Source organism: uncultured Alistipes sp. (genome assembly GCF_963931675.1).
Lineage (GTDB): Bacteria > Bacteroidota > Bacteroidia > Bacteroidales > Rikenellaceae > Alistipes.
Genome location: NZ_OZ007039.1, coordinates 946,189 through 970,909, shown reverse-complemented (window position 1 = coordinate 970,909; position 24,721 = coordinate 946,189). Strand labels below are relative to the sequence as shown.

18 protein-coding genes are annotated in these 24,721 nt (G+C 60.7%); 13 read left to right on the top strand and 5 right to left on the bottom strand.

Features of this window, described 5'->3' with window-relative positions; all coding sequences use genetic code 11:
* Positions 1-3 precede the first annotated feature (3 nt).
* The 13 genes from ABGT65_RS04305 (at position 4) to ABGT65_RS04245 (ending at position 17,023) form a co-directional block, all read left to right on the top strand.
* Positions 4-960 (top strand): TIGR01212 family radical SAM protein, encoded by a 957-nt coding sequence (locus ABGT65_RS04305; RefSeq protein ID WP_346700002.1) that lies wholly within the window; start codon positions 4-6, stop codon positions 958-960.
* A gap of 109 nt (positions 961-1,069) precedes the next feature.
* A complete protein-coding gene (locus ABGT65_RS04300; RefSeq protein WP_346700000.1) occupies positions 1,070-1,966 on the top strand; it encodes a YitT family protein in 897 nt (298 codons plus the stop codon).
* The gene (priA, locus tag ABGT65_RS04295) at positions 1,966-4,224 is read left to right on the top strand and encodes a primosomal protein N' (protein ID WP_346699998.1); all 2,259 of its coding nucleotides are present in this window, start codon (positions 1,966-1,968) and stop codon (positions 4,222-4,224) included. Before ABGT65_RS04300 ends, priA begins: the two co-directional genes overlap by 1 nt.
* On the top strand, positions 4,208-4,930 hold the full coding sequence (locus ABGT65_RS04290; protein ID WP_346699996.1) for a phosphoribosyltransferase family protein: 723 nt from the start codon (positions 4,208-4,210) through the stop codon (positions 4,928-4,930). The genes priA and ABGT65_RS04290 overlap by 17 nt, the downstream gene beginning before the upstream one ends.
* Before the next feature lie 133 nt (positions 4,931-5,063).
* The gene (gene dnaB, locus ABGT65_RS04285) at positions 5,064-6,653 is read left to right on the top strand and encodes a replicative DNA helicase (protein WP_346699994.1); all 1,590 of its coding nucleotides are present in this window, start codon (positions 5,064-5,066) and stop codon (positions 6,651-6,653) included.
* 43 nt (positions 6,654-6,696) lie between these two features.
* Positions 6,697-8,238, top strand: a complete 1,542-nt coding sequence (locus ABGT65_RS04280) for a YifB family Mg chelatase-like AAA ATPase (protein ID WP_346699992.1) — start codon at positions 6,697-6,699, stop codon at positions 8,236-8,238.
* 96 nt (positions 8,239-8,334) lie between these two features.
* Positions 8,335-9,435: an undecaprenyldiphospho-muramoylpentapeptide beta-N-acetylglucosaminyltransferase gene (gene murG / locus ABGT65_RS04275; RefSeq protein ID WP_346699990.1), complete on the top strand. Its 1,101-nt coding sequence runs from the start codon at positions 8,335-8,337 to the stop codon at positions 9,433-9,435.
* On the top strand, positions 9,435-10,817 hold the full coding sequence (gene murC, locus ABGT65_RS04270; RefSeq protein WP_346699988.1) for a UDP-N-acetylmuramate--L-alanine ligase: 1,383 nt from the start codon (positions 9,435-9,437) through the stop codon (positions 10,815-10,817). Before murG ends, murC begins: the two co-directional genes overlap by 1 nt.
* Positions 10,818-10,846: 29 nt before the next feature.
* Positions 10,847-11,944, top strand: coding sequence for a hypothetical protein (locus ABGT65_RS04265; RefSeq protein WP_346699986.1), 1,098 nt, complete (start codon positions 10,847-10,849; stop codon positions 11,942-11,944).
* A gap of 12 nt (positions 11,945-11,956) precedes the next feature.
* Positions 11,957-13,459, top strand: coding sequence for a cell division protein FtsA (gene ftsA, locus ABGT65_RS04260; RefSeq protein WP_346699984.1), 1,503 nt, complete (start codon positions 11,957-11,959; stop codon positions 13,457-13,459).
* A gap of 182 nt (positions 13,460-13,641) precedes the next feature.
* Entirely contained in the window at positions 13,642-14,973 is a 1,332-nt protein-coding gene (gene ftsZ, locus ABGT65_RS04255; protein ID WP_346699982.1) for a cell division protein FtsZ, read from the top strand.
* 17 nt (positions 14,974-14,990) lie between these two features.
* The gene (gldE, locus tag ABGT65_RS04250) at positions 14,991-16,271 is read left to right on the top strand and encodes a gliding motility-associated protein GldE (protein ID WP_346699981.1); all 1,281 of its coding nucleotides are present in this window, start codon (positions 14,991-14,993) and stop codon (positions 16,269-16,271) included.
* A gap of 170 nt (positions 16,272-16,441) precedes the next feature.
* On the top strand, positions 16,442-17,023 hold the full coding sequence (locus ABGT65_RS04245; protein WP_346699980.1) for a 4'-phosphopantetheinyl transferase superfamily protein: 582 nt from the start codon (positions 16,442-16,444) through the stop codon (positions 17,021-17,023).
* Between the two features lie 452 nt (positions 17,024-17,475).
* Here ABGT65_RS04245 and ABGT65_RS04240 read toward each other — a convergent pair whose 3' ends face one another.
* The 5 genes from ABGT65_RS04240 to queA form a co-directional block, all read right to left on the bottom strand.
* Complete coding sequence (locus ABGT65_RS04240) at positions 17,476-18,672, bottom strand: C1 family peptidase (RefSeq protein ID WP_346699978.1); 1,197 nt, start codon at positions 18,670-18,672, stop codon at positions 17,476-17,478.
* 19 nt (positions 18,673-18,691) lie between these two features.
* Positions 18,692-20,989 (bottom strand): type I DNA topoisomerase, encoded by a 2,298-nt coding sequence (gene topA / locus ABGT65_RS04235; protein WP_346699977.1) that lies wholly within the window; start codon positions 20,987-20,989, stop codon positions 18,692-18,694.
* 73 nt (positions 20,990-21,062) lie between these two features.
* Positions 21,063-22,784 carry a DUF4270 family protein gene (locus ABGT65_RS04230; protein ID WP_346699976.1) on the bottom strand — a complete coding sequence of 574 codons (1,722 nt, stop codon included), beginning with the start codon at positions 22,782-22,784 and terminating at the stop codon, positions 21,063-21,065.
* The gene (locus ABGT65_RS04225; protein WP_346699974.1) at positions 22,768-23,574 is read right to left on the bottom strand and encodes a glycogen/starch synthase; all 807 of its coding nucleotides are present in this window, start codon (positions 23,572-23,574) and stop codon (positions 22,768-22,770) included. Before ABGT65_RS04225 ends, ABGT65_RS04230 begins: the two co-directional genes overlap by 17 nt.
* Before the next feature lie 39 nt (positions 23,575-23,613).
* Positions 23,614-24,663, bottom strand: coding sequence for a tRNA preQ1(34) S-adenosylmethionine ribosyltransferase-isomerase QueA (gene queA / locus ABGT65_RS04220; RefSeq protein ID WP_346699973.1), 1,050 nt, complete (start codon positions 24,661-24,663; stop codon positions 23,614-23,616).
* Positions 24,664-24,721 lie beyond the last annotated feature (58 nt).

The window sequence follows — 24,721 nt, the reverse complement described above, 5'->3', positions numbered from 1 at the left end:
GCGATGGCCTATCCGTGGGGCGACGAACGGCGGTTCAACTCCTATGCGGGTTACTTCCGCCGGCTGTTCGGGGATCGGGTGCAGAAGCTCTCGGTGGATGCGGGCTTCACCTGCCCGAACCGCGACGGAACGGTCGGGCGGGGCGGGTGTACGTTCTGCATCAACGGAGCCTTCACGCCGTCGTACTGTACCCCGGCGAAGAGCATCACGCAGCAGATCGACGAGGGAATCGAGTTCCACCGCAACCGCTACCGCACGGCGCGGCACTACCTGGTCTACTTCCAGTCCTATTCGAACACCTACGCACCGCTGGAACGCCTGAAAGCGGTCTACGGCGAAGCGCTGCGGCATCCGGATGTCGTGGGGATCGTCGTCGGCACACGCCCGGACTGCGTCGACGAAGAGACGCTCGACTACCTGGCCAGGTTGGCGCGTGACCGCTATGTGGCCGTGGAGTACGGCATCGAGTCGACCCGGGACGCGACGCTGCGGGCCGTGAACCGGGGCCATGACTTCGCTGCGGCGGAGCAGGCCGTGCGGATGACTGCCGAGCGGGGCCTTGCCGTGGGCGGGCACTTCATCCTCGGGCTTCCGGGCGAGACGGACGCGATGCTGCTCGGTCAGACGGCGCGGATCAACGCCCTGCCGCTCACGACCGTGAAGTTCCACCAGCTGCAGGTCTTCCGCGGGACGGCGATGGCCGCGGAGTACGACGCGCACCCGGATCGTTTCCGTTTCTGGACACTCGACGAGTACCTCGACCTCTTCGTGGAAATCCTGCGGCGCCTGCGTCCGGATCTGGTGGTCGAACGCTTCGCCTCGGAGGCTCCGCCGCGCTACCATTACGGCCGCAACTGGGGCCTGGTGCGCAACGAACAGCTGCTGTCGATGCTGGAAAAAAGATTGGAGCGGCGGAATGCGTATCAAGGCGAAATTTTTACTACATTTGTAGACGGATAAAACCTCGGCAGGCAACAACATTCCATCCCGTGAGCAAATGGCCCGAGAATTGAGCTTCACGCCGACGGCTTGTCGTTCTGTCGTGCATATTGAATAGAACAGTTCCCTTATGAAACACGCTATTACTCCGAATTCCGTGTGGAAGATCGTCAAGGAGTATTTCCTGATGTTCTTCGGCATGATGATGTACTCGTTCGGGTGGATCGGCTGCGTGTTGCCGGCCAACGGTATGGGCGGCGGAGCAGCGGGTCTTTCGCTGGTGCTGTGCACGGCGCTGGAAAACCTCGGGATGCACGTGCAGATCGGTACGATGGTTTTCTTCATCAATGCCGTGCTGCTGCTCGTTGCGGGGTTCATCGTGGGGTGGAACTTCGGGGTCAAGACGATCTTTTGCGTGCTGGTGATCTCCGTGGGGATGAACTTCTGGCAGGGTGTGCTTCCGGAAGGGAACTTCCTCGGCGTGGACAACCTGCTTTCGATCGTCATGGGCGGTATCCTGGCCGGAACGGGTATTGCGTTGTGCTTCACGCAGGGCGGCTCGACGGGCGGTACGGATATCGTGGCGATGATCATCAACAAGTACCGGACGATCAGCTACGGCAAGATCCTGATCTATTCGGATTTCGTGATCATCGCCTCGTCGCTGCTCGTGGGCAAGGGCATCAGTGCGGTGATCTACGGTTACGTGCTGACGGCCGTGGTGGGCTACACGGTGGACATGATCATGGCGGGGAACCAGCAGTCGAGCCAGGTGCTGATCGTGACACACGACTACGAGAAGATGGCGGACGCCATTGCGCAGAACATCCATCGGGGTGTGACGCTCATCGACTCGCAGGGGTGGTACTCGAAGGAGCGGTCGAAGATCGTGATGGTGGTTTGCCGGAAGCGTGAGACGGCGATGATCCTGAAATTCGTCAAGACGATCGACCCGGATGCCTTCATGACGGTGGGTTCGGTGATGGGCGTCTACGGCAAGGGTTTCCAGGCGATCAACAAGGGCTGATGCCTCGCTATGCCGACATAGTCCTGCCGCTGGCGCAGCCGGCCTATACGTTTGCGGTCCCCGAGGGGATGCCGGTGACGGAGGGTCAGGCCGTCGCGGTTCAGTTCGGGCCGCGCAAGTTCTATACGGGGATCGTGTGGCGGCTGCATGACCGGCGCCCCGACTTCCCGCGGATCAAATCCATACAACGTATTCTTTACGATTCTCCTTTGCTCTCGGCGGCGCAGCGGTCGCTGTGGGAGTGGATGGCGTCGTATTACCTGTGCAGTGCCGGGGAGGTGATGCGTGTGGCGCTGCCTCGGCTGATGAAACCCTCGGGCGATACGGAGGAGGCTTTTTCGGAGGAGGAGTTCCGGCCCCGGAAGGAGTGCTATGTTTCGCTGGCGCGGGAACTGTGGGACGAGACGGCGTTCCACGAGACGTGCGAACGCCTCGAACGCCGGGCCCCGAAACAGTACGAGGCATTGCTGGAGATCGCCGCGGCGGGTGACGGGGAGCGCATTGCGACGGGTGAGATTGCCCGTCGCCTGCTGCGGGCCGACTACGGGGTGCTGCGGACGCTGGAGCGCAAGGGGCTGATCGTGACGACGGAGCACGAACGCACGGTCGAATACGGCGGTTCGGCCTTCCGCCTGCCGGAGCTGACGCCCCACCAGCGGGCGGCGCTCGACGCCTTGCGGGAGCAGTTTGTGGCGGGAAAGAGCACGGCGCTGCTGCAGGGCATCACGGGTTCGGGGAAGACCGAAATCTATATCCATCTGATTGCGGAGACCTTGTCGCGGGGCGGCGACGTGCTGCTGCTGGTCCCGGAGATCGCGTTGACGGCCCAGCTGATCGAGCGTATGGAGCGGATCTTCGGGAGCCGGGTGACGTCCTACCATTCGAAACTCACGAATCGCCGCCGCACGGAGACCTATCTTCGGCTGAGCCGCTCTTCGGGGGGTGAATTCGTCGTGGGGGTCCGGTCGTCGATCTTCCTGCCGCTGAAGCACCTGCAGCTGGTGGTGGTCGACGAGGAGCACGATGCGAGCTACAAGCAGACGGATCCGGCTCCGCGCTACAATGCCCGGGACTGCGCCGTGGTGCTGGCGCGCCTGACCGGGGGCCGCACGCTGCTCGGGAGCGCCACGCCGTCGCTGGAGACGTGGTCGAACGCCGCCTCGGGGAAGTACGGGCGTGCGGAGCTGACCGAACGCTACGGTGCGGCGCGCCCGCCGCGGATCTACCTGTCGGATACGCTGCGTGCGGCCCGCCGGGGCGAACGCCACGCGCACTTCAACAAGTTGCTGCTGGACAAGATCGGGGAGACACTCGACCGGGACGGGCAGGTGATGCTGTTCCAGAACAGGCGGGGTTTTTCTCCCTATGTCGAGTGTACGGAATGCGGGTGGACGGCGCGGTGCCCGAACTGCAACGTAACGCTGACCTACCACAAGGGCGGCCGGAAGCTCGTCTGCCACTACTGCGGCCATACGGAGGATGTTCCGGTGAAATGCCCGTCGTGCCGCGTGACGGATGTGGTTCCGATGGGTTTCGGCACGGAGAAGATCGAGGAGGAGATTGCGCGAATCTTTCCCGGGGCGCGGGTTGCGCGGCTGGACCGGGACAGCGTCACGTCGGAGACGGCCTTCAACGCCATCGTAGCCGACTTTGCGGCGCACCGTACCGACATCCTTGTGGGTACGCAGATGATTACCAAGGGTTTCGACTTTGCGGGGGTCTCGCTCGTGGGGATCCTCAATGCGGACAACCTGCTGCATAATCCCGATTTCCGGGCTGCGGAACGGGCCTTCCAGCTGATGATGCAGGTGGCGGGGCGTGCCGGTCGGCGGGATGACGGGGGCGAGGTGGTGATCCAGACCGGCGAGCCGGGCAATCCGGTGCTCCGTCAGGTCGTGGAGGGCGACTACGAAGGGATGGCGCGTCAGCAGCTTGCCGAGCGTAGGGCCTTCTTCTACCCGCCTTACGCGCGTTTGACGTCGCTGATGCTGCGCCACCGCGATCCGACGACGCTGCGCAACGGCATCACGGCGCTGGCTGTGCGGCTGCGGGAGCGTTTCGGGCGGCGCGTGCTGGGCCCGATGACGCCCCCCGTGGACCGCATCCGGGGCGAATACCTGGCGGGCCTGCTGCTGAAGATCGAGAGCGGGGCTTCGTCGGCCCGGGCCCGCGAGCTGCTCGTGTCCGAGTTGAAACGCTTTTCCGAAAATCCGGCCTGGAAGGCCATAACCGTCGTCGTGGATGTCGATCCTCAGTGAATTGTTGCGCGACGTGTCGTCGCTGTTTTTTCCGGCGCGCTGTGCGGTGTGCGGGGAGCCGCTGGCGGCGGGCGAGCGGATGCTCTGCACCTATTGCCGGGCCACGGCACCCCTGACGGGCTACTGGCGTGAGGCGGACAATCCCGTGGTGCGCAAATGCTGGGGCATGGTTCCCGTCGTGCAGGCTTCGGGCTTTCTCTTCTTCGTTCACGGCAGCGGCTGGCGGCAGTTGATCCACGGATTCAAGTACCGGGGTTCGTGGCGCACGGCGCGGGAGATGGGCGAATGGTACGGGCGCTATCTCTCCGAGAGCGGGCTTTATGCCGATGTGGAGTGTGTGGTCCCGCTTCCGCTGCATCCGTTCAAGCGGTGCCGGAGGGGTTACAACCAGTCGGAGTACATTGCCGAAGGGATTGCGGCCCAACTGGGCGTACCGGTCGAGCGGCGGAGCGTCTATCGGCGGCGCAACACGGCGAGCCAGGCCCGGAAATCGCACCGCGAACGGGCCGGGAATGTCGAAGGGGCCTTTGCGGTTCGGCATCCCGAACGGCTGGCGGGGCGTCACCTGCTGCTGGTCGACGACGTGATGACTACCGGCGCGACGCTGCTGTCGTGTGCCGACGAGATTCTGCGGTCGGTCCCCGACTGCAGGATCAGTCTGGCGGCGCTGGCGGTCTCGCAGCGTGAGCTGGGTGTAAAGCATTGATTTTTATTAATTTGCCTCTCTGTCTGTCGGTCCGGTCTTCGGAAAATGGAAAATCTTTTACTTTTCCGAGTGCACCTTTTTGATATGTCGGACCGAATCCGTATTTTTGAGGTCCGAACCGAGGAAAAAATTCATGGCAAAGGAATATGACAATACGGGTCCGCGGGGCAGGTCCTACGCGCGCAACCGCGAGGCCTACGACGCTTTGACGGAGGGTGCTGGAAACGTCCCGCCGCAGGCTGTCGAGTTGGAGGAGGCGGTGCTCGGCGCACTGATGCTGGAGAAGGACAGCATCATCGCGGTGCAGGAGTTCGTCACCCCGGAGGCGTTCTACACCGAGGAGCACCGCCTGATCTACAAGGCGATCGAGGAGTTGTCGATGGAGCTGAAGCCCATCGACCTCTATACCGTGACCGAGCGCCTGAAAACGAAAAAGGAGTTGAAGAAGGTGGGCGGGGCTTCGTACCTGGCGCAGCTGACCCAGAAGGTGGGCTCGGCGGCGAACGTGGAGTTCCATGCGAAGATCATCGCGCAGAAATACGTCCAGCGGGAGCTGATCCGTTCGGCGACGGAGATCCAGAAACGCTCGTACGACGAGTCGATCGACGTGACGGACCTGATCGGTTTTGCCGAGGGTGAGATCTTCAAGGTGGCCGAAGGCCATGTGAAGCGTTCGGTGCAGTCGTCGAAGGAGATCCTGGCGCGCGCACTGATGCAGATCGAGGAGGCGTCGAAGAACTCCAGCACGTACAGCGGGGTGCCGTCGGGCTTCACGGCGCTGGACCGGGTGACGCTGGGTTGGCAGTTGTCGGACCTGATCATCGTGGCGGCGCGTCCTTCGATGGGTAAGACGGCCTTCGTGCTCTCGATGGCGCGGAACATGGCGGTCAACTATGAGCAGGGGGTTGCGTTTTTCTCGCTCGAAATGTCGGCCGTGCAGCTGATGATGCGACTGATCATCGCCGAGACGGGCCTTTCGGGCAACGACGTGAAGTCGGGTCGTCTGACTCCCGAGCAGTGGCGCCACCTGGAGTCGGCGACCAAACCGCTGGGCGCGGCACCGCTCTACATCGACGATACGCCGGCGCTTTCGGTCTTCGAATTCCGTTCGAAGGCGCGGCGTCTGAAGATCCACAACGACATCAAGATCATCATCATCGACTACCTGCAGCTGATGACCGGCAATCAGGATACGAAGGGCAACCGTGAACAGGAGGTGGCCTTCATCTCGCGGACCTTGAAGGCGATTGCCAAGGAGCTGAACGTTCCGGTGATTGCGCTTTCGCAGTTGAGCCGTGCGACGGAGATGCGCGGCGGATCGAAGCGTCCGCAGCTGTCGGACCTCCGCGAGTCTGGCGCCATCGAGCAGGACGCCGACATCGTGGCGTTCATCCACCGCCCGGAGTATTACGGCATCAATCAGGACGAGAACGGAATGCCGACGGCGGGTATGGCCGAGATTATCCTGGCGAAGCACCGCAACGGTGCGGTGTGCGACGTGCCCCTTCGCTTCCTGAAGGAGCAGGCGCGCTTTACGGACCTGGAGGATTCGATGCTTCCGCCGTCGGACGCCGCGGAGAGTCAGCAGGCCTATGACGACTATGCGAGCGGTTCGAACAACCTTCCGGGCGGCTTTGGGGGCGGCAGTGCCCTGAACGGCGCCGTGGGCGGGGAGTTCGATCTGAATCACTCGGCGCATCTCGACGAGGAGCCGCCGTTCTGACGCCTGCCGCGGATTTTGAAACCACGATAAAAAAGAGACAACCATGTTCGTTCGCACGTATGCCGGAGCCCTGTTGGGTATCGACGCCGTGAAGGTGACCGTCGAGGTCAACATCACGGGCGGCGGTCTGGGCCTGTACCTTGTCGGACTCCCGGACAACGCCGTGAAGGAGAGCGAGCAGCGGATCCGTGCGGCATTCGAGAACTCGGGCGAGCGGATGTCGGGGCGGAAGGTGGTTGTGAGCCTGGCCCCGGCGGATCTGCGCAAGGAGGGGTCGGGTTTCGACCTGCCGATTGCGGTGGGGATCCTCGCGGCGATGGAGCGGGTCGATGCCGGGGCGGTTTCCGACACGATGTTCGTCGGGGAGTTGTCGCTCGACGGGTCGCTGAAACCCGTGCGCGGCATCCTGCCGATCGCCATTGCGGCGCGTCAGGCGGGGTTGCGGCGTCTGATTCTCCCGGTGGAGAATGCCGGGGAGGCGGCGGTGGTCGAGGGGATCGAGGTGCTGGGCGCCGGGACGCTGCGCGAGGTTGCGGAGTGCCTGAACGGCGAACGGACGATCGCTCCGGCGACACCTCCGGTCGGGGACCCCTTTGCTCCGGAGCGGATGTGCTATGGGGAGGATTTTGCCGACGTGAAGGGCCAGACGCACGTGAAGCGGGCGCTGGAGATCGCGGCGGCGGGCGGCCACAACGTGCTGATGATCGGGGCTCCGGGCTCGGGCAAGACGATGCTGGCGCGGCGCCTTCCGACGATCCTTCCGCCGCTGACGCGCGAGGAGGCGCTCGAAACGACCAAAATCCACTCCGTGGCCGGGAAGACGGCCTTTGCCGGGGGACTGATGACGCTGCGGCCGTTCCGGGCCCCGCACCACCTCACGTCGCAGGTGGCGCTGATCGGCGGCGGGCAGTCGCCGCGTCCGGGCGAGGTGTCGCTGGCGCACAACGGGGTGCTGTTCCTCGACGAGCTGCCCGAATTCGGGCGGAACGTCCTCGAAGTGCTTCGGCAGCCGTTAGAGGAGAAACGGATCGTGGTTTCGCGCGCGAAATACAGCGTGGAATACCCGGCGAACTTTACGCTCGTGGCGGCGATGAACCCCTGTCCGTGCGGCTATTACAACCACCCGGCGAAGGAGTGTACGTGCTCTCCGGGGGCGGTGCACCGTTATATGGGGCGTATTTCGGGTCCGCTGCTGGACCGGATCGACCTGCAGGTGGAGGTGACGCCGGTGCAGCCCTCCGAACTGACCTCGGCAGCCCCGGGTGAACCGAGTTCGGCGATCCGCGAACGGGTGATCCGGGCCCGGGAGATCCAGGCTGCGCGGTTCCGCGATGTGGAAGGGGTGCATACCAACTCGATGATGGGGAGTTCGCTGCTGCGGAGCTGCTGTCGGCTGGATGCGGCTTCGGCGGCGCTGCTGGAACGGGCCATGGAGCGGCTGTCGCTCTCGGCACGGGCCTACGACCGGATCCTGAAGGTGGCGCGGACGATTGCCGACCTGGCGGGCCGTGCGGAGATTGCGGCGGAGGACATCGCCGAAGCGATCGGCTACCGTTCGCTGGACCGCGGCACGTGGGGCCGCTGATTTTCGCGGCGTTCTGAGTGGGGGGGGTGCTGATTCCGGCGCAGTTCGGAGCGGGGTCATTGGGGATGTGATCAAGTATTGGAAAAAGAGCGTAATATGAAAAAAATCATTCTTTCGGGCGGCGGCACGGGCGGCCATATCTACCCGGCCGTGGCGGTTGCCGAGGCGTTGAAGCGCCGCTTCGGCGATGACGTCGAGCTGTTGTTCGTCGGCGCCGAGGGCAAGATGGAGATGGAGAAGGTCCCGGCGCTGGGCTACCGGATCGTGGGGCTTCCGATTGCGGGGCTGCAGCGGCGGTTGGAGTGGCGCAACTTGCTGGTGCCGTTCAAGGTGCTGAAGAGCATCCGGATGGCGCGTCGTGTGATCCGCGACTTCGGGGCCGACGTGGTGGTGGGCTTCGGGGGCTATGCGAGTGCTCCGGTGCTGTGGGCGGCGCAGCGGATGGGCGTGCCGACGGTGATCCAGGAGCAGAACTCCTACGCCGGGGTGACGAACAAGATCCTGGGCAAGCGTGCCAAACGCATCTGCACGGCCTACGAGGGAATGGAACGCTTCTTCCCGGCGGATCGGATCACGTTGACGGGCAATCCACTGCGGGGCCGCTTCTCGAAGGAGGGCGCCGACCGGGCCGAAGCGCTGAAATACTACGGGCTGTCGGCCGAACTCCCGACGGTGCTGGTGGTCGGGGGCTCGCTCGGCACGCGGTCGCTGAACGAGATGATGAAGCAGTGGATTCTGGACTCGGGCGGCGAGGCCCCGGTGCAGGTGATCTGGCAGACAGGCAGGTATTACGAACGGGAGATGCAGGCCTTCCTGGCGGCACACCCGGCGCCGCACGTCTGGCAGGGGGCCTTCATCGACCGCATGGACTATGCCTATGCGGCGGCGGACGTGGTGGTTTCGCGCAGCGGGGCCGGGACGGTTTCGGAGTTGTGCCTGGTGGCCAAGCCGGTTGTTTTCGTCCCGTCGCCGAACGTGGCTGAAGACCACCAGACGAAGAATGCCCGGGCCCTGGAGGCGAAGGGTGCCGCGGTAGTGGTTGCGGATGCGGAGTGCCGCACCCGGGCGATGGCGCAGGCACAGGCGCTGCTGGAGGATCCCGGGCGTCGGTCCGCCATGAGCCGCAACCTGGAGCTGCTGGCGAAGCCCCATGCGGCGGAAGATATTGTAAATGAACTGGCAAAAGTGATGGCGTGATGGAACGGAAGTGTGTCTATTTTCTGGGGATCGGGGGCATCGGCATGAGTGCCCTGGCCCGTTATTTTCTGCATGAGGGGTGCCGGGTTGCCGGTTACGACCGCACGCGCACGGCGCTGACCGACGCCTTGGCGGCCGAGGGCGCGGCCATCCACTACGAGGACGATATCCGACAGATTCCCGCGGAGTTTCTCGATCCGGCCCGCACGATCGTGGTCTATACGCCTGCCGTGCCGCAGGATCACGGCGAGTATTGCTACTTCCGGGAGCATGGTTTCCGCATCGAGAAGCGTTCGCAGATGCTGGGCCACCTCTCCGAGGGGAAATACGTGTTGGCCGTGGCGGGGACGCACGGCAAGACCACCACTTCGACCCTTGTGGCGTGGCTCGACCGCGTGCTGACGGGCGGCGGCTCGGCCTTCCTCGGGGGTATCTCGAAGAATTTCGGCGGCAACCTCGTGCTGGGCGACGGCAAACGGCTGGCGGTCGAGGCCGACGAGTTCGACCGTTCGTTCCTGCGGCTGTATCCCGACGTGGCGGTGGTGACCTCGGCGGATGCCGACCACCTCGACATCTATGGCACGCACGAGGCCGTCAAGGAGGCCTTTGTGCAGTTTATCCGCCAGATCCGCCCCGACGGTTACCTCGTCATCAAGCAGGGCCTCGACCTGGAGATCGACAACTCGGAGATCACGGTCTACCGCTATGCCTACGATACGCCGTGCGACTTCTACGCGCGGAACGTCGAGCTGGTCGGCGGCGGTCACTATCGCTACGACATCGTCACGCCGTCGGGTGTGATCGAGGGTTGCACGCTCGGCATTCCGGGGTGGGTGAACATCGAGAATTCGGTGGGCGCGTTGGCTGCGGTATGGTGCGCGGCGCAGTTCGAGGATCAGGAGTTGGATGCCGATCGGGTGCGCGAGGCGCTGTCTTCGTTCTCGGGGGTGAAACGGCGTTTCGAGTTCTACGTCAATACGCCGAAGCAGGTCTATATGGACGACTATGCGCACCATCCGCGCGAACTGGCCGCTACGCTGACTTCCGTGCGGCAGATGTTCCCCGGACGCCGGATCACGGCGTTGTTCCAGCCGCATCTCTACACCCGTACACGGGACCTCTGCACGGAGTTTGCCGAAGCGCTGTCGCACGCCGACGAGGTGGTCCTGCTTCCGATTTACCCGGCGCGTGAGGAGCCCATCGAGGGCATCACCTCGGAGATCATTGCCGGGCGGGTGACGGTTCCGTGCCGGATTGTTCCGCGCGAGGAGTTGGCCGCCACGGTTGCCGGGATGGATACCGACGTGGTGATCAGCTTCGGGGCGGGGAATATCGATGCCTGCTGCGAAGGGCTTGCCGAGGTGCTGAAAAAGAAGGGTTGATCGTTTAACCGATTTCTGTTTGATAGCCGATGCGTCTGCTCCGATCTGCGATTCTGGGCCTTTTGTGGGCCGCCGTGGCCGCCTATATCCTGTGGGCGGGCCTTTCGGCGCGTCGTGACCGCTCGGCGCAGCGGGTCCGGAGCCTGGAGATCGAGATCGTGGACAGCACCTCGCAGGGCTACCTGGTGACGGGTGCGCAGGCCCGTCGTTGGATTTCGCAGAGCGGGATCGGCACGGTCGGCACGGCAGTCGGGGAGGTGGACCTGACGGGGCTCGAACGCCTGATCGCCCGGAACGGCTTCGTGGAGGAGGTGGCGGCCTACATCCGCGGCGGAGGCGAGCTGCACCTTCGGATCACGCCGCGGGAACCGCTGCTGCGGCTGCTGACCGACGGGCGGAATGCCTATGTGACCCGTGAAGGTTATGTCTTCGGGGCTCCGCGGGCGTCGTCGCTCTACGTTCCGGTGGTTACGGGGAGCTACCGTCCGCCGTTCCCGGCGGACTATACGGGGGACGTACGGGCGTACATCGACCGTCGCAAGCAGGAGTTCGACGAGCGGATTGCGGAGCTTGAACGTACGAAATACCCGGTTTACCGGCGCGAGCAGGCCAATGACCGGGCCTACCGGGAGTTCCGCCGCAAGCGAATCAAGCGTCGGTGGTGGAAGGGCGAGAGCGCGGAGATGTTCGACAAAAGGGTCAAGGCGCTGCGGGACGAAAAGGCCGAGGAACGGCGCCGCTACCGGTATCGGAGCCGGCAGCTCACGGCGGAACTCGACCGGATTGCTTCGCAGCAGGAGGCGGAGCGCGTGAAACAAAAAAAGTTGGAGAAAAGCTACGAAGATTTCATGAAACTCCTTACCTTTGTAGAGACTGTCGAAGAGGACGATTTCTGGAGGTCGGAGGTTGTGCAGATTGCCGCTTATACGACCCCCAGCGGAGCTTTGGAGGTGAATCTGACGCCGCGCAGCGGAGGTTTTACGATTCTCTTCGGGCGCCTGGAGGAGGTGGACTTGAAGTTCGACAAACTGTTGCGGTTCTATCGCAACGGCCTTTCGACTTTGGGATGGGGGACGTACCGTACGATCGACATCAGATACAGGAATCAGGTGGTCTGCAAGAAGTAAAAGGATTATACCGTGGAAAGAAAGAATTATACCGTAGCCGTAGATCTGGGGAGCTCGTCGGTGGTTGTAGCCGTCGGGGAGAGGACCCCGGAAGGCCTGCTGGAGGTCGTGAGCGTGGTCGCGAAACCCGTGGAAGGGGTCCATGCGGGTCGGATCGAGAACATCGAACTGGTGAGCCATGCCATCCGGGATGCGGTTTCGGAGACGGAGCAGCAGCTCGGGATCCGGATTACGGAGGCCTATGCGGGAATATCCGGGGAGTTCGTGCGCTGTGCCCGGCATACGGATCATGTTTTCGTTTACGATCCCCAGAACGGAGTCAACCAGAAGGATGTGGATGCGCTGTTCGACCGGATGCGGAACGTGCAGGCCCCGGACGACGAGACGATCATGGAGCGGGTGCCGCAGAACTATATGGTCGATGACAGCCAGGAGGTCCGGAATCCCGTGGGGTCGTTCGGCAAGAAACTCTCGTCGACGTTCAACTTCATCCTGTGCCAGAAGACGCCGATGCAGCGCCTCGACATGGCATTGAAGCGCCTCGGCATCCGGATGCTGGGCGTGGTGCCCGACGCGATGGCGACTCCCGAAGCGATCCTTCTTCCCGATGAGAAGGAGGAGGGTGTCGCAGTGGTGGATGTCGGTGCGGGCGTGACGGACGTGACGGTCTACTGCCGCAACGTGGTCCGCTATGTGGCCACGATCCCGATGGGTGCTTCGGCCATCAACCGGGACATCCGGACGATGAGCGTCCCGGAGAAACATGTCGAGAGCCTGAAACAGAAATACGGTTCGGCAGTTGCCGAACTGGCCCCGGAAGACAAACTGATCCGCGTCAACGGCCGCACGGCCCGCGAGGCGAAGGATATCCTGTTGCGGAACCTGGCGACGGTGATCGAGGCGCGTGCCACGGACATCGTGGAATTCGTGCAGCAGGAGATCAAGGATTCGGGCTATGCCGAGCGGCTGGCCTACGGCATCGTGCTGACGGGCGGCTCGGCGAAACTGAAGGATCTGGACGAACTCTTCCGCCGCGTGACGGGACTGGATGTCCGGGTTGCGGTTCCCGAGACCGGGATTACGGAGGCTTCAAAGGAGCGAGTCGCCGATCCGTCTTATTCGACGGTCGTGGGCATCCTGCTCCGCGGTGCGGAACTCGGAGGCTGTGCCGTGATCGAACGACCTTCGACCCCGTCGGCCTCTTCGTCCGCTGCGGCTGCAGCATCTCCGACTCCGGCTCCGACGGCAACGGTCCGCCAGCCTTATACGCCGACGCCTCCGGCCTCGAATACGTTCCGTCCGGTATCGCCGCGTCCGGTACAACCCGTACCCCCGGCGCCGGAACCCGTGAAACCGGATCCGCAGACGGCAGCTCCCGAACCTCCGATCCCGGAAGAGCCGCATGAGGAGCCGCGGGAGGAACCCCGGCGCAAACGCGACTGGGGATCGATCTTCCAGAAGACCTTCGACAAGATCAACAAGAGTTTCTCGGCCGCCGAGGACGAAGAGATTTAGCCGAAACCGAGGGGCGGGGCGAGAGAGGAAAGAGGGGCGAGAGTAGAAAGGGGAGGCGAGAGAAAGAAGGGACGCGGGAGAAGGAAATGCGGGCCGGGCTTCATGCGGGGGCGCGGTCCCGGTTTGCAAGGGTGCCTTCGGGGGACCCGATTGATGTTTTGATAAAAAAAGAAGATTCAGATATGACGGACGAATTGATGTCGGAAATCAAGGTTCCGCGCACGACCGGCTCGATCATCATGGTCGTGGGTGTGGGCGGAGCCGGTGGGAACGCCGTGAACCACATGTGGAACCTCGGGATCCGGGGTGTGACGTTCATGGTGTGCAATACCGACCAGCAGGCGCTGGACAAGAGCCCCGTGGAGCAGAAGATCCGCCTGGGCTCGGAGGGCCTGGGGGCGGGCAATGACCCCGAGAACGGACGGCGGGCTGCAGTGGAGACGCTGCCGGAGATCCGGCAGGCGCTGGAGGAGGCCGGGACGAAGATGTTGTTCATCACGGCGGGCATGGGCGGCGGAACCGGAACGGGCGCTTCGCCTGTGATTGCGAAACTGGCCAGGGAGATGGGCCTGCTGACGGTTGCGATCGTGACCTCTCCGCTGGCCGTCGAGGGCAAGATCCGCTATGAGCAGGCCTTCCGGGGCATCGAGGAGCTGCGTCAGAATACCGACTCGCTGTTGATCATCAACAACGAGAATATCCTGGAGATCTACGGCCGCCTGTCGTTGAAGCAGGCCTTCGGAAAGGCCGACGACATCCTGGCTTCGGCGGCCAAGGGCATCGCCGAGATCATCACGGTGGAGAGCGATCTGGTAAACGTGGACTTCGCGGATGTCTCGAAGGTGATGCGTGACAGCGGCCGGGCACACATGGCCGTTGCCACGGCCGAGGGCGACAACCGGGCCGAAGCGGTTGCGGAGGCGTCGCTGCGGTCGCCGCTGCTGGATCACAACCTGATTTCAGGGGCGAAGAACATCCTGCTGAACATCTCGGTTTCGAATGCCGACGGGCTGATGTACGAGGAGGTCGTTCAGATTCTGGAGTATATCCAGGCCCATGCGAGCGTGCAGGACGAGCAGGGTGTGATCCACAATGCGAATATCATCTGGGGAACGAGCGAGAAGCCGCAGTTGGGCAACGCAATCGAACTGGTTGTGGTGGCGACGGGTTTCGAGGGCGACGCTCCGTCCGGCGGGAAGAGACCGGTGATCCCGGTTTCGCGGATTGTCGAGCCGGTTCCGGCGGCGGAGAGAGTGACGACGCCTCCCGTTCTGGAGCCGATCAAGCCTGTCGCCGCGAAACCGGCGCAGCGGCTTCCGGAGCAGGTGATGCTGGGTGCGAAACCGACCCGTTACGGGAATATCGAGGCACTGCTTGCACGCCCGGCCTACCAGACGCGGAATTCGAAGTTCATCGTCCAGATGCCGGGGGGACGCAAGGAGGTGCTGAAGGAGGATCCTGTGGATACGCCGCAGCAACACGGGACGCCGAAGGGCGGTTCCCTGTTCGACTAACCCAATAGACTTACGATTTGGAAGAGACTCACTCCTGGATTGCATTCCATGGCTTTACGCCGCATGTCATCGTGCTTTGTGTGGTGACGCTTTTTCTGTTGTGCGTTTCGGCGTTGGTGTCGGGAGCTGAGACGTCGTTTTTCTCGCTTTCGCACAATGATATCCGGCGTTTGCAGGGGAGCCGCAGCGGTCGTGCGAATGCCGTGCTCCGGTTGTTGGCGAATGTCGACCTGCTGTTGGCGACGATTCTGGTGGTCAACAACCTGGTGAATATCTGTATTGTCATCCTCACGTCGCGGATCATCGACACGCTGTTTACCTTTCTGCGTTTCGAATTCCTCTTCAAGACGGTTCTTGTGACGTTCCTGCTGCTGCTTTTCGGGGAGATCATGCCGAAGGTGCTGGCACAGACGATTCCGGTCCGGTTTGCACTGTTGGTTGCGCGTCCGTTGCTGGTTCTGCGGTGGATTTTCTACCCGTTGTCGTACATTCTGGTCCGCACGAGCAACCGCATCAGCGAGAAGGCGGCGCACAAGAGCGAGATTTCGCTCGACGAGCTGGCCGATGCGGTGGACATGACGCAGAGTTCGAGCCCGGAGGAGCACGTGATGCTTTCGGGGATCGTGAATTTCGTGAATACCGAGGTGCAGGAGATCATGAAGCCGCGGGTGGACATGACGGCGCTGGACATTACGGACAGCTACGAGCATGTGAAGCGGACGATCATCGAGTCTGGTTTTTCGCGGATTCCGGTTTACGAGGAGGATCTGGACAACATCCGGGGGACGCTCTACGTGAAAGACCTGCTTCCGTATATCAACAACGGGGATGATTTTGCCTGGCAGCAGTTGATGCGCAAGCCCTATTTCGTTCCGGAGCACAAGAAGATCAACGACCTGCTGGCGGACTTCCAGACGAACAAGGTGCACATGGCGATCGTGGTCGACGAATATGGCTCGACATTGGGTCTGGTGTCGCTGGAGGACATCATCGAGGAGATCGTGGGGGAGATTTCGGACGAGAGCGACAACGAGGAGAATTTCTATACGCGCCTGGATGCCAAGAGTTACCTGTTCGGAGGGAAGACCCATATCGGCGATTTCGAACGAGTCCTGGAATTGGACGAAGGGACCTTTTCGGACGTGAAGGGTGAGGCCGAGACTTTGGCTGGGCTGATGCTGGAGTTGAAGCGGGATTTTCCGCGCAAGGGCGATACGTTTACGGCGCACGATCTGCGTTTCACGGTCCAGGAGATGGAGGATCATCGGATCGACAAGATCCGCGTCGATCTGCCGTAATCTCTTTTCCGGCTGTTTGGGCTCCTGCCACCGTCAATTTCCGGGCGTTTCCTGTTTCCTGTTCCTGTTCCTGTTTCCTGTTCCTGTTTCCTGTTCCTGTTTCCTGTTCCTGTTCCTGTTCCCCTGTTTTTTGCCCCTTATTGTTTGATCTTTTTTTCTGACGCGCTGCCATGAACACCCTGTTGCTGACTCCCCGCCTGCTGATCGAACCGCCGATGACCATCGCTGCGGCAAATGCCTGGGCGACGCCCGAGGAGCGGCAGCGCGCCGGGACGTTCGGCAGCGAACGCCGCCGTCGGGAATTTCTGACCTGGCGGGCGATCGTCCGCCGGGAGTTGGGGCGCGCTATCCGGATCTCCTACGATGAAGAGGGGGCTCCGGTTCTTCCGGACGGGGAGGCTTTTGTCTCCGTATCGCATTGTCCGGGTCGTGTGGCTGTGTTCCTTTCGCCGAAGCGTTGTGCCGTGGACATCGAACCGGCCGACCGGGATTTCACCCGGGCCGCGAGTCGCTTTCTGACCCCTTCCGAAGCGGTTCTTGCCGACGATCCTCGCTGGCCGGGCTTTGCCTGGTGTGCGAAGGAGACCCTCTATAAATATGCCGGAGGTCGGCATCTCGATTTCCGGGAGGATCTCCGGATCCTGTCTGCGGATCTTGCCGCCGGACATCTCACCGGACGTATATCATGCGAGCCGCCGGTTTCTCTTTCGGCCGGTTGCAGGGACGGTTTTCTGGTTGTGCATACTCTTTGATTGCAGAAATTCGGCCCCTCCCTTCATTTGGGCCCCGCTCTTCCTTTCAGGACTTGCATATATACATGTTGTTGAATACATGGATTTTATGGGCTGTTTTCGGGTCTTGTCCGACCTGCTTGGAGGGGCATTACCGGTGTATTTCTTCAAAAATTTTACATATTTCGTAAAAAATCTTAATAAAATATTTGGAAGTTTGGTTTAGGGCGCTTACCTTTGCCGCGTCTTAAATGATAAAATATTTTAATATTTATTTAAAATTATTTACTATGAAGGCAAAGATTGGAGAGTGGGTACGCACCGCTCTGATTATGTTGGGAGAGAGCATGAAATATCGGACGATGTAAATCTCCCATAAACAAGAACTTAAAACCGAAACTTCAATAAACGGAGAGAGCCCGGCTCGTATGAGCCGGGCTCTCTCCGTATGGGTGGGATTGTGTGACTCGGACCTATTTCCAGCCGAGTTTTTTGCGGATCTCCTTGGGCACGGCGTTCTTGTTGACCATGATGGACATGGTTTTGTACTCGACGAACGGGCGGGAGAAGTACCAGAACCCGTCATAGGGCGGGAGTACGTCCCAGGAGTTCTGCACCTTGAAATATTGGTTTCCGGCCTGATCGGTTGCGGTGCCGACGATGACCATTCCGTGATCGTCCGTAGTTTCGTAGTTGTCGAAGGCCTTCTGGCGCATCTGCTGGTCGATTTTGCGCTCTTTACCGGGTTTGTCGAACTTGTAGAGGGCGGCCTCCTTCTCCCGGGCGGTAAGTTTACCCCACTTTTCGGCCTCGGTACCGCTCATTCCTTCGAGGTCGGCCTCGGGGATGATTCCGATGGCCTTCGTGCGGCTGAATCCCTTCTCGCTGACATCCGTACCCCAGGCAACGGTGTATCCGTTCTCCAGGGCGTAGTCGATGGTCTGCATCAGTTCATCCAGCGGGACGTTCCAGACCGTTGCCCACATCCAGTTGTCGGGGACCTCGATGATGAACTGCTCGTAGAAGGGGTGGTGGGTGAAGGAGGAGAGGTCCACATAGTCATCCATCTTGATCGGGAGGGATTCGGCGAACGACTGGGGCGTGTACTCCTTTCCTTCGTAGGTGAATGTTTCGGGGCAGGGGCCGAAATATTCGTCGAGAATCGCGTTGAACCCGCGTTTCCAGGCCGTCGAGAGCGTTTTCGAGCCTCCGGAAGCCTGAATCACGGCATCGAGATAGGCCTTCAGCACGGCCGAGAGTTCATGGAAGTCGGGCTTGTCGGTTCCGTAGTTGAGTCCGGGATAGACCTCGAAGGGGACGATTCCGTGCTGCTTGATTCCTTCGGTGACGTCATGCGAGGCTCCGCCTTCTGCGAAGTTGAGTTCTCCGTGGAGCCGGACGTACTTCACGGCCTTGTCCATGAAGGAGTGTCGGACGATCCACATTTCAGAGAGGTGCATTTCGGGACCTCCGGCACGTAGGATCTCGCTTTCGAGCATCGTCATCGTGGAGTAGCACCAGCAGGTGCCGCTTCGGTTCTGGTTCTTGACGGGTGTCGTGCGGATAATCTTCCCGTCGGTGAAGCGGTATCCTTCGACCGAATCGGGGTTCTGGGCGGCGGCTCCGAGAGCAAGGCAGAGCGCCAGGGTGCAGAGAAGCAGTTTTTTCATCGTATCACGGTTTTAGGGTTTACTTTTTCGATCCGGCGACGATCTTCAGACACGCCTCCAGTGTGAGTTCCTCGGGTTTTGTACCTTTGGGAATCCGGTAGTTCTTGCCCTTGTAGGCGATGTAGGCGCCGTATCGGCCGTTTTTGACGAGCATGTCGGGATCTTCGGCGAAGCTTTTCAGCGGGGTGTTGGCCGCAGCGACTGCGGCCTGGTGTTCGCGGACGATCTCCACGGCGCGTTCGCGGGTCAGCGTGTAGGGGTCGTCGCCCTTGGCCAGCGAGGCGAACGACTTCCCGTAGCGGACATACGGTCCGTACTTGCCGAGTCCTACGACGAGTTTTTCGCCGTCGAGTTCTCCGACCTCGCGGGGCAGCGCGAAGAGTTCGAGAGCCTCCTCCAGCGTGATGGACTCGATGAGCTGGCCCTTCTTGAGCGATGCGAAGCGGCTCTTCTCGCCTTCGGCGCCTTCGATCTCGACCATTGGGCCGTAGCGGCCGATACGCGCCTTGACGACGTGTCCGGTCTTGGGGTCATTGCCGAGGATCCGGTTTTCACGGGGCTTGGAACTCTGGGTCGAGATGGCGTTGTCGACCATCTTGTGGAAAGGTCCGTAGAAGTCTCCGATCATCTTCTCCCAGGTGATGTCACCTTCGGCGATGCGGTCGAACTCCTTCTCGACGTTGGCCGTGAAGTTGTAGTCGATGATCGGTGCGAACTGCTCTTCGAGGTAGTCGTTGACCACCATGCCTATATCGGTCGGGGAGAGTCGGCTCTTCTCCTTCCCGTAGTTTTCCGAGAGGGCTTCGCGGGCGATCTTTTCGCCCTTGAGCGTCAGTTGGGTGTAGGATCGTTTCTGCCCCTCCCTGTTCTGCTTGACGACATACCCGCGGTTGATGATCGTGGTGATGGTCGGAGCATAGGTCGAAGGGCGTCCGATTCCCAACTCTTCGAGCCGTTTGACGAGCGAGGCTTCGTTGTAGCGTGCCGGAGCGGATGTGAAACGCTCCGTGGCGGTAATCTTATCGGCCTGGAGGAGGTCTCCGGTCTTGAGTTTGGGCAGCCGGGCCTCTCCGCTTTCGGCGGCCTGATCGTCGTCCGTGGACTCGGAGTAGAGGCGCAGGAACCCGTCGAAACGGACCACCTCCCCCTGGGCGACGAACTGCTGGTCGGAACCCGACATGTCGATGGCGATCGTGGTCCGGTCGAGCTCGGCGCAGACCATCTGCGAGGCGACGGTGCGTTTCCAGATCAGGTCGTAGAGCCGCTTCTCCTCGGCAGTCCCGTCGATCTCCTGCCTGTCGATGTACGAGGGACGGATGGCCTCGTGTGCCTCCTGGGCCCCTTTGGTTTTGGTCTTGTAGTTGAACCAGCGGGAGTATTTCTCGCCGTACAGCTTGATGATCTCCTCCTTGCACTGGGCGAGGGCCTGCTGCGAGAGGTTCACGGAGTCGGTACGCATGTAGGTGATCAGACCCTGCTCGTAGAGGCGCTGGGCGACGGACATGGTACGCGATACGGACATGCCGAGTTTTCGACCGGCCTCCTGCTGGAGCGTGGAGGTGGTAAACGGCGGGGCGGGATAGCGCTGTGCGGGTTTCTCCTCGGCCCGGGCGACGGTGAAGGTGGCTCCGATGCAGGAGCGGAGGAATGCTTCGGCCTGCTCGACGGTCTCGAACCGGGTCGGGAGTTCGGCCTTGAAGAGCGCTTTGTCGGGGTCATCCGCGGCATGGAACTGGGCTACGACCCGGAAATAGGGGACCGATCGGAATGCGATGATTTCGCGTTCGCGTTCGACGATCAGCCGCACGGCGACGGACTGCACGCGCCCTGCGGAGAGCGAGGGTTTGACCTTCTTCCAGAGCACGGGCGAGAGTTCGAATCCGACCAGCCGGTCGAGGATGCGGCGGGCCTGCTGGGCGTTTACGAGGTCCATGTTGACGGTCCGGGGTTTTTCGATGGCTTCGAGGATGGCCCGTTTTGTGATTTCGTGGAATACGATCCGTTTGGTCTGCTCGACGGGGAGGTCCAGGACTTCGGTGAGGTGCCATGCGATGGCTTCCCCTTCGCGGTCTTCATCGGATGCGAGCCATACGGTTTTCGATTTGGCGAGTTTGGAGAGTTCGTCGACGACCTTTTTCTTGTCCGCGGGGATTTCGTAGATGGGTTTGAATCCCTGTTCGATATTGATTCCGAGGTCCTTTTTTACCAGGTCACGGATGTGTCCGAAGCTGGATTTCACGACGAAATCCTTTCCGAGGAACTTCTCGATGGTTTTGGCCTTTGCCGGGGACTCGACGATCACTAAATTGTCCTGCATTTGTCTTTGATGTCTTGAAATGCGAAAACCTAAGCATTACACTTAGGTTCCGCCAAACGTTTTTTTCGAGGGTTTACTTGATGAGGTTGTATGCCAGGTCGAAACGGATCGGGCAATCGAGGCTCTTCTCGTCGGTTGAAGCGCCCTGGAAGACCCCGAACGAATTGGTGTAGAGGCTGTATGCTTCGGGCCCGATGTATACCTTCCGGTAACTGATACCGTCCCAGTCGATCGCCTTTTCCCAGGCGTCATACCGTTCGTCGAAGGAGTCGGTGTCGGCCGGATCGGGATACTCCACGCCTGCAGCCTTTTTGGCCTTGATGTAGTTGTTCCAGAGTTGCTGGAGGTATCCCGTGATGTTGATGACGTAGCATCCGCGGCTTCGGTTGACATATCCTCCGTACGCGAGCGTCGTGCTGTAGTTCTGCTCGTAGGTGTAGGCGTAGTCGGAAATCGGGGTCAGGCTCTTGTAATTGGTGTAAAGTCCCAACCGGCTGGGTGCGGCATCCATCTCTTTGATGAGCGACATGAGCGGGGATCCCGTCTCACCGTCGCCGGGGTTCGGGTCGATCTCTCCCCAGTCGTAGCTGCTGCCGGAGAAGTAGACCGACATGCGGGCCTGGCTGAAGGCGAGGGTTTGGAAATCCTTTCCGTCCTTGGCGTTCTCCTCGGCGATTTTCTCTTCGAGTGTTGCGAAGAACCCGGGGGTGAAGGTCATCTCGGTGATGGCGCCGCCGAGCCCCTCGACGCGGAACTGCGTGACGGGCTTTCGGGTATCCTCTTCGTCGCTGGCGGGCTCCTGGGCGTCGGTTTCGGCGTTGAAGGCGAGTTCCGCAACGGATATTTTCGAATAGTCGTGCTGGATGGTGTTTACCGAGACATTGCCGTGTTCGGCATAGGAGTCATAGAAGTAGAGGACCATTCCGATGGTATCCTGGATAAGCGAGGGGTCGCTTTCGACGCGGTTCCGGCCGTAGATCGAGAGACCCGAAGCATCGAGCGACGTGGCGTAGATCGTCCCCGAATTGGAACCCTCCTTGGTTACGGGGTATGCGGGGTCGGGGGTGATGTAGAGTCCGGGGAACTCCTCGATGAAATACTCCAGGCTGTCGGTCGAATAGATCGAGTATTTGTCCTTGTAGGTGCCCTCCTGGAGCATCAGCCGCATGATGTAGTTTTTGCCGGCTTCGGTGGGGGTCATGGTGACGGCGGTTGTCGTCGAGGGGTATTTCCCTTCGCCGCCGAGCGTAAAGCGGAAGAGGGGTTCCTCGTCGGTATTGACGGTCTGTTTGTCGGGCCGGAATCCGAGATAGAAGGTCGTATCGCTGCTCTCCCGGTTGGTGATGTAGTCGTTGCTGAGGATCTCGTATACGGCGAAGTGCTGCTCGGTGAGGGTATCGGCGCCGAAAGCGGTGATACTGAGCAGGAGCTGTGCGGAGTCGAAGATGGGCATGTATCCGAAGTAGCCTTCGGGCACGGCGTAATAGCTGACCATCTGCGAGAGGAATCCGGCCTTTCGTTCTCCGAGGGTATCGTTCAGCTGCGATCCGAAATAGCCGTATGAAATGTTGGAGCTGACGATCGAATCGGTTTTGAAGAGTCTGGTTTCGACGTATTTTCTGGGGTTGAGTCCGTCGATGGAGATGAATCCGGCTCTCATTTGCTGGTTGTCGGGGATCAGGTTTCCGCCGAGCGTATCGTCTACCGTGGTACAACTTCCGAGCGCCAGCACAGCGAGTACGGCACCGATCAGGTTCCGGATTGCGGAAGGGCGGAAGTTATTGAATCGCTTCATAGAATCGGTTGTAATTATCGAAAAAGTCGTCGGCTTCCGGGTTTTGGTATTCGAGGATGGGTTTTTCGGATTTCCGGGCCCACTCGATGACCTTAGGGTCGACATCCGGGGATGCGGCAACCACTCCGTCGGCATAATGCATAACGAATCGGCAGAGATTTTCGTATGAAGGGAGGTCGAGTAAGCCGAGATTTTTGTCCTTGACGCCCTCGCCTTCGATTTTGTCGCGGAATCCCGGGTCGAGCGGTTCCGGGAACGCCTCGTTGTATAGCGAGACGACGACCTTGGCATCGCGGAAGACGGGGTCGTCGGCGAATACGTGCTTGAGGTATACGGGGACGACGGCCGAGAACCACCCGTGGCAATGGACGATGGAGGGGGTCCATCGGAGTTTCTTGACGGTTTCGAGGACCCCTCGCGCGAAGAAGATGGCACGTTCGTCATTGTCGGGGAAGTAGGCGCCGTTGGTCTCCGTGAGCACGGCCTTTCTGGAAAAGTAGTCGTCGTTGTCGATGAAGTAGATCTGTACGCGGGCGGCGGGGATCGACGCGACCTTGATGATGAGTTGGTGGTCGTTGTCGTCGATGATGAGGTTCATGCCGGAGAGTCTGATGACTTCGTGCAGTTGGTGCCTGCGTTCATTGATGCAGCCGTATCGGGGCATGAAGGTTCTGATCTCGTTTCCCCGTTCCTGCATCGCCTGTATCAGGGAGCGGCAGAGCCGCGACTCTTCCGTTTCGGGAAGATAGGGCGTTATTTCCTGACACACGTACAGAATCTTGTTTGCCATTTTTCTGGGGGTTTCTCCTTGCAAAGATACGAAAAAAAATTAAAGAATCAGCATGGCGTCGCCGTAAGTGCCGAAGCGGTATCCCTGCTCCCGGGCGACCTTGTACGCATTCATGACGGTTTCGTAACCGCCGAAAGCGGCGACCATCATCAGTTGCGTGGAGTAGGGGAGGTGGAAGTTGGTGACCATGGCGTTTGCGACGGTGAAGTCGTAGGGTGCGAATATGAACTTGTTTGTCCAGCCCTCCATGGGTTTGATCATGCCGTTCGTGGAGACTGCGGTTTCGAGGGTCCTCATGACGGTGGTTCCGATCGCGACGACCTGATGACCCTGTTCTTTGGCGGAGTTTACGGCGGCGGCGGCCTCTTCGGTCACGAAGAACTGTTCGGAATCCATCTTGTGTTTGGAGAGGTCCTCGACGTCGACGGTTCGGAAGTTGCCGAGTCCGACGTGCAGGGTGACGAATGCGCTGTCGATACCCTTGATTTCCATTCGTTTCATGAGGTGTTTCGAGAAGTGCATTCCGGCTGTAGGGGCGGCGACGGCGCCTTCGTGCCGGGCGAAGATGGTCTGGTATCGTTCGGCATCTTCGGGTTCGACCTTTTCGCGGACCCATTTTGGGAGCGGGGTTTCGCCGAGGGAGAAGAGAGCCTGTTTGAACTCCTCGTAGGAGCCGTCGAAGAGGAACCGGAGGGTTCGGCCGCGGGATGTGGTGTTGTCGATGACTTCGGCGACGAGCAGGTCGTCGTCTCCGAAGTAGAGTTTGTTCCCGATCCGGATTTTCCGTGCGGGGTCTACGAGTACGTCCCAGAGCCGGAGGTCGCGGTTGAGTTCGCGGAGGAGGAATATTTCGATTTCGGCGCCTGTTTTCTCCTTGTTTCCGTAGAGTCGTGCGGGGAAGACCTTTGTATCGTTGAAAACGAAGAGGTCTTTTTCGTCGAAATATTCGATGATGTCCTTGAAAATGCGGTGTTCGATGGACCCTTTTGCGCGGTTGATGACCATCAGGCGGGATTCGTCCCGGCTTTCGGCGGGATATTTGGCCAGCATTTCGGGGGCAAAATCGTATCCGTATTGCGATAACTTCATAGGTGCAACGCTTTTTTAACGTTCAGAAAATAAGACAGATTATTTTCTATACGTAAAA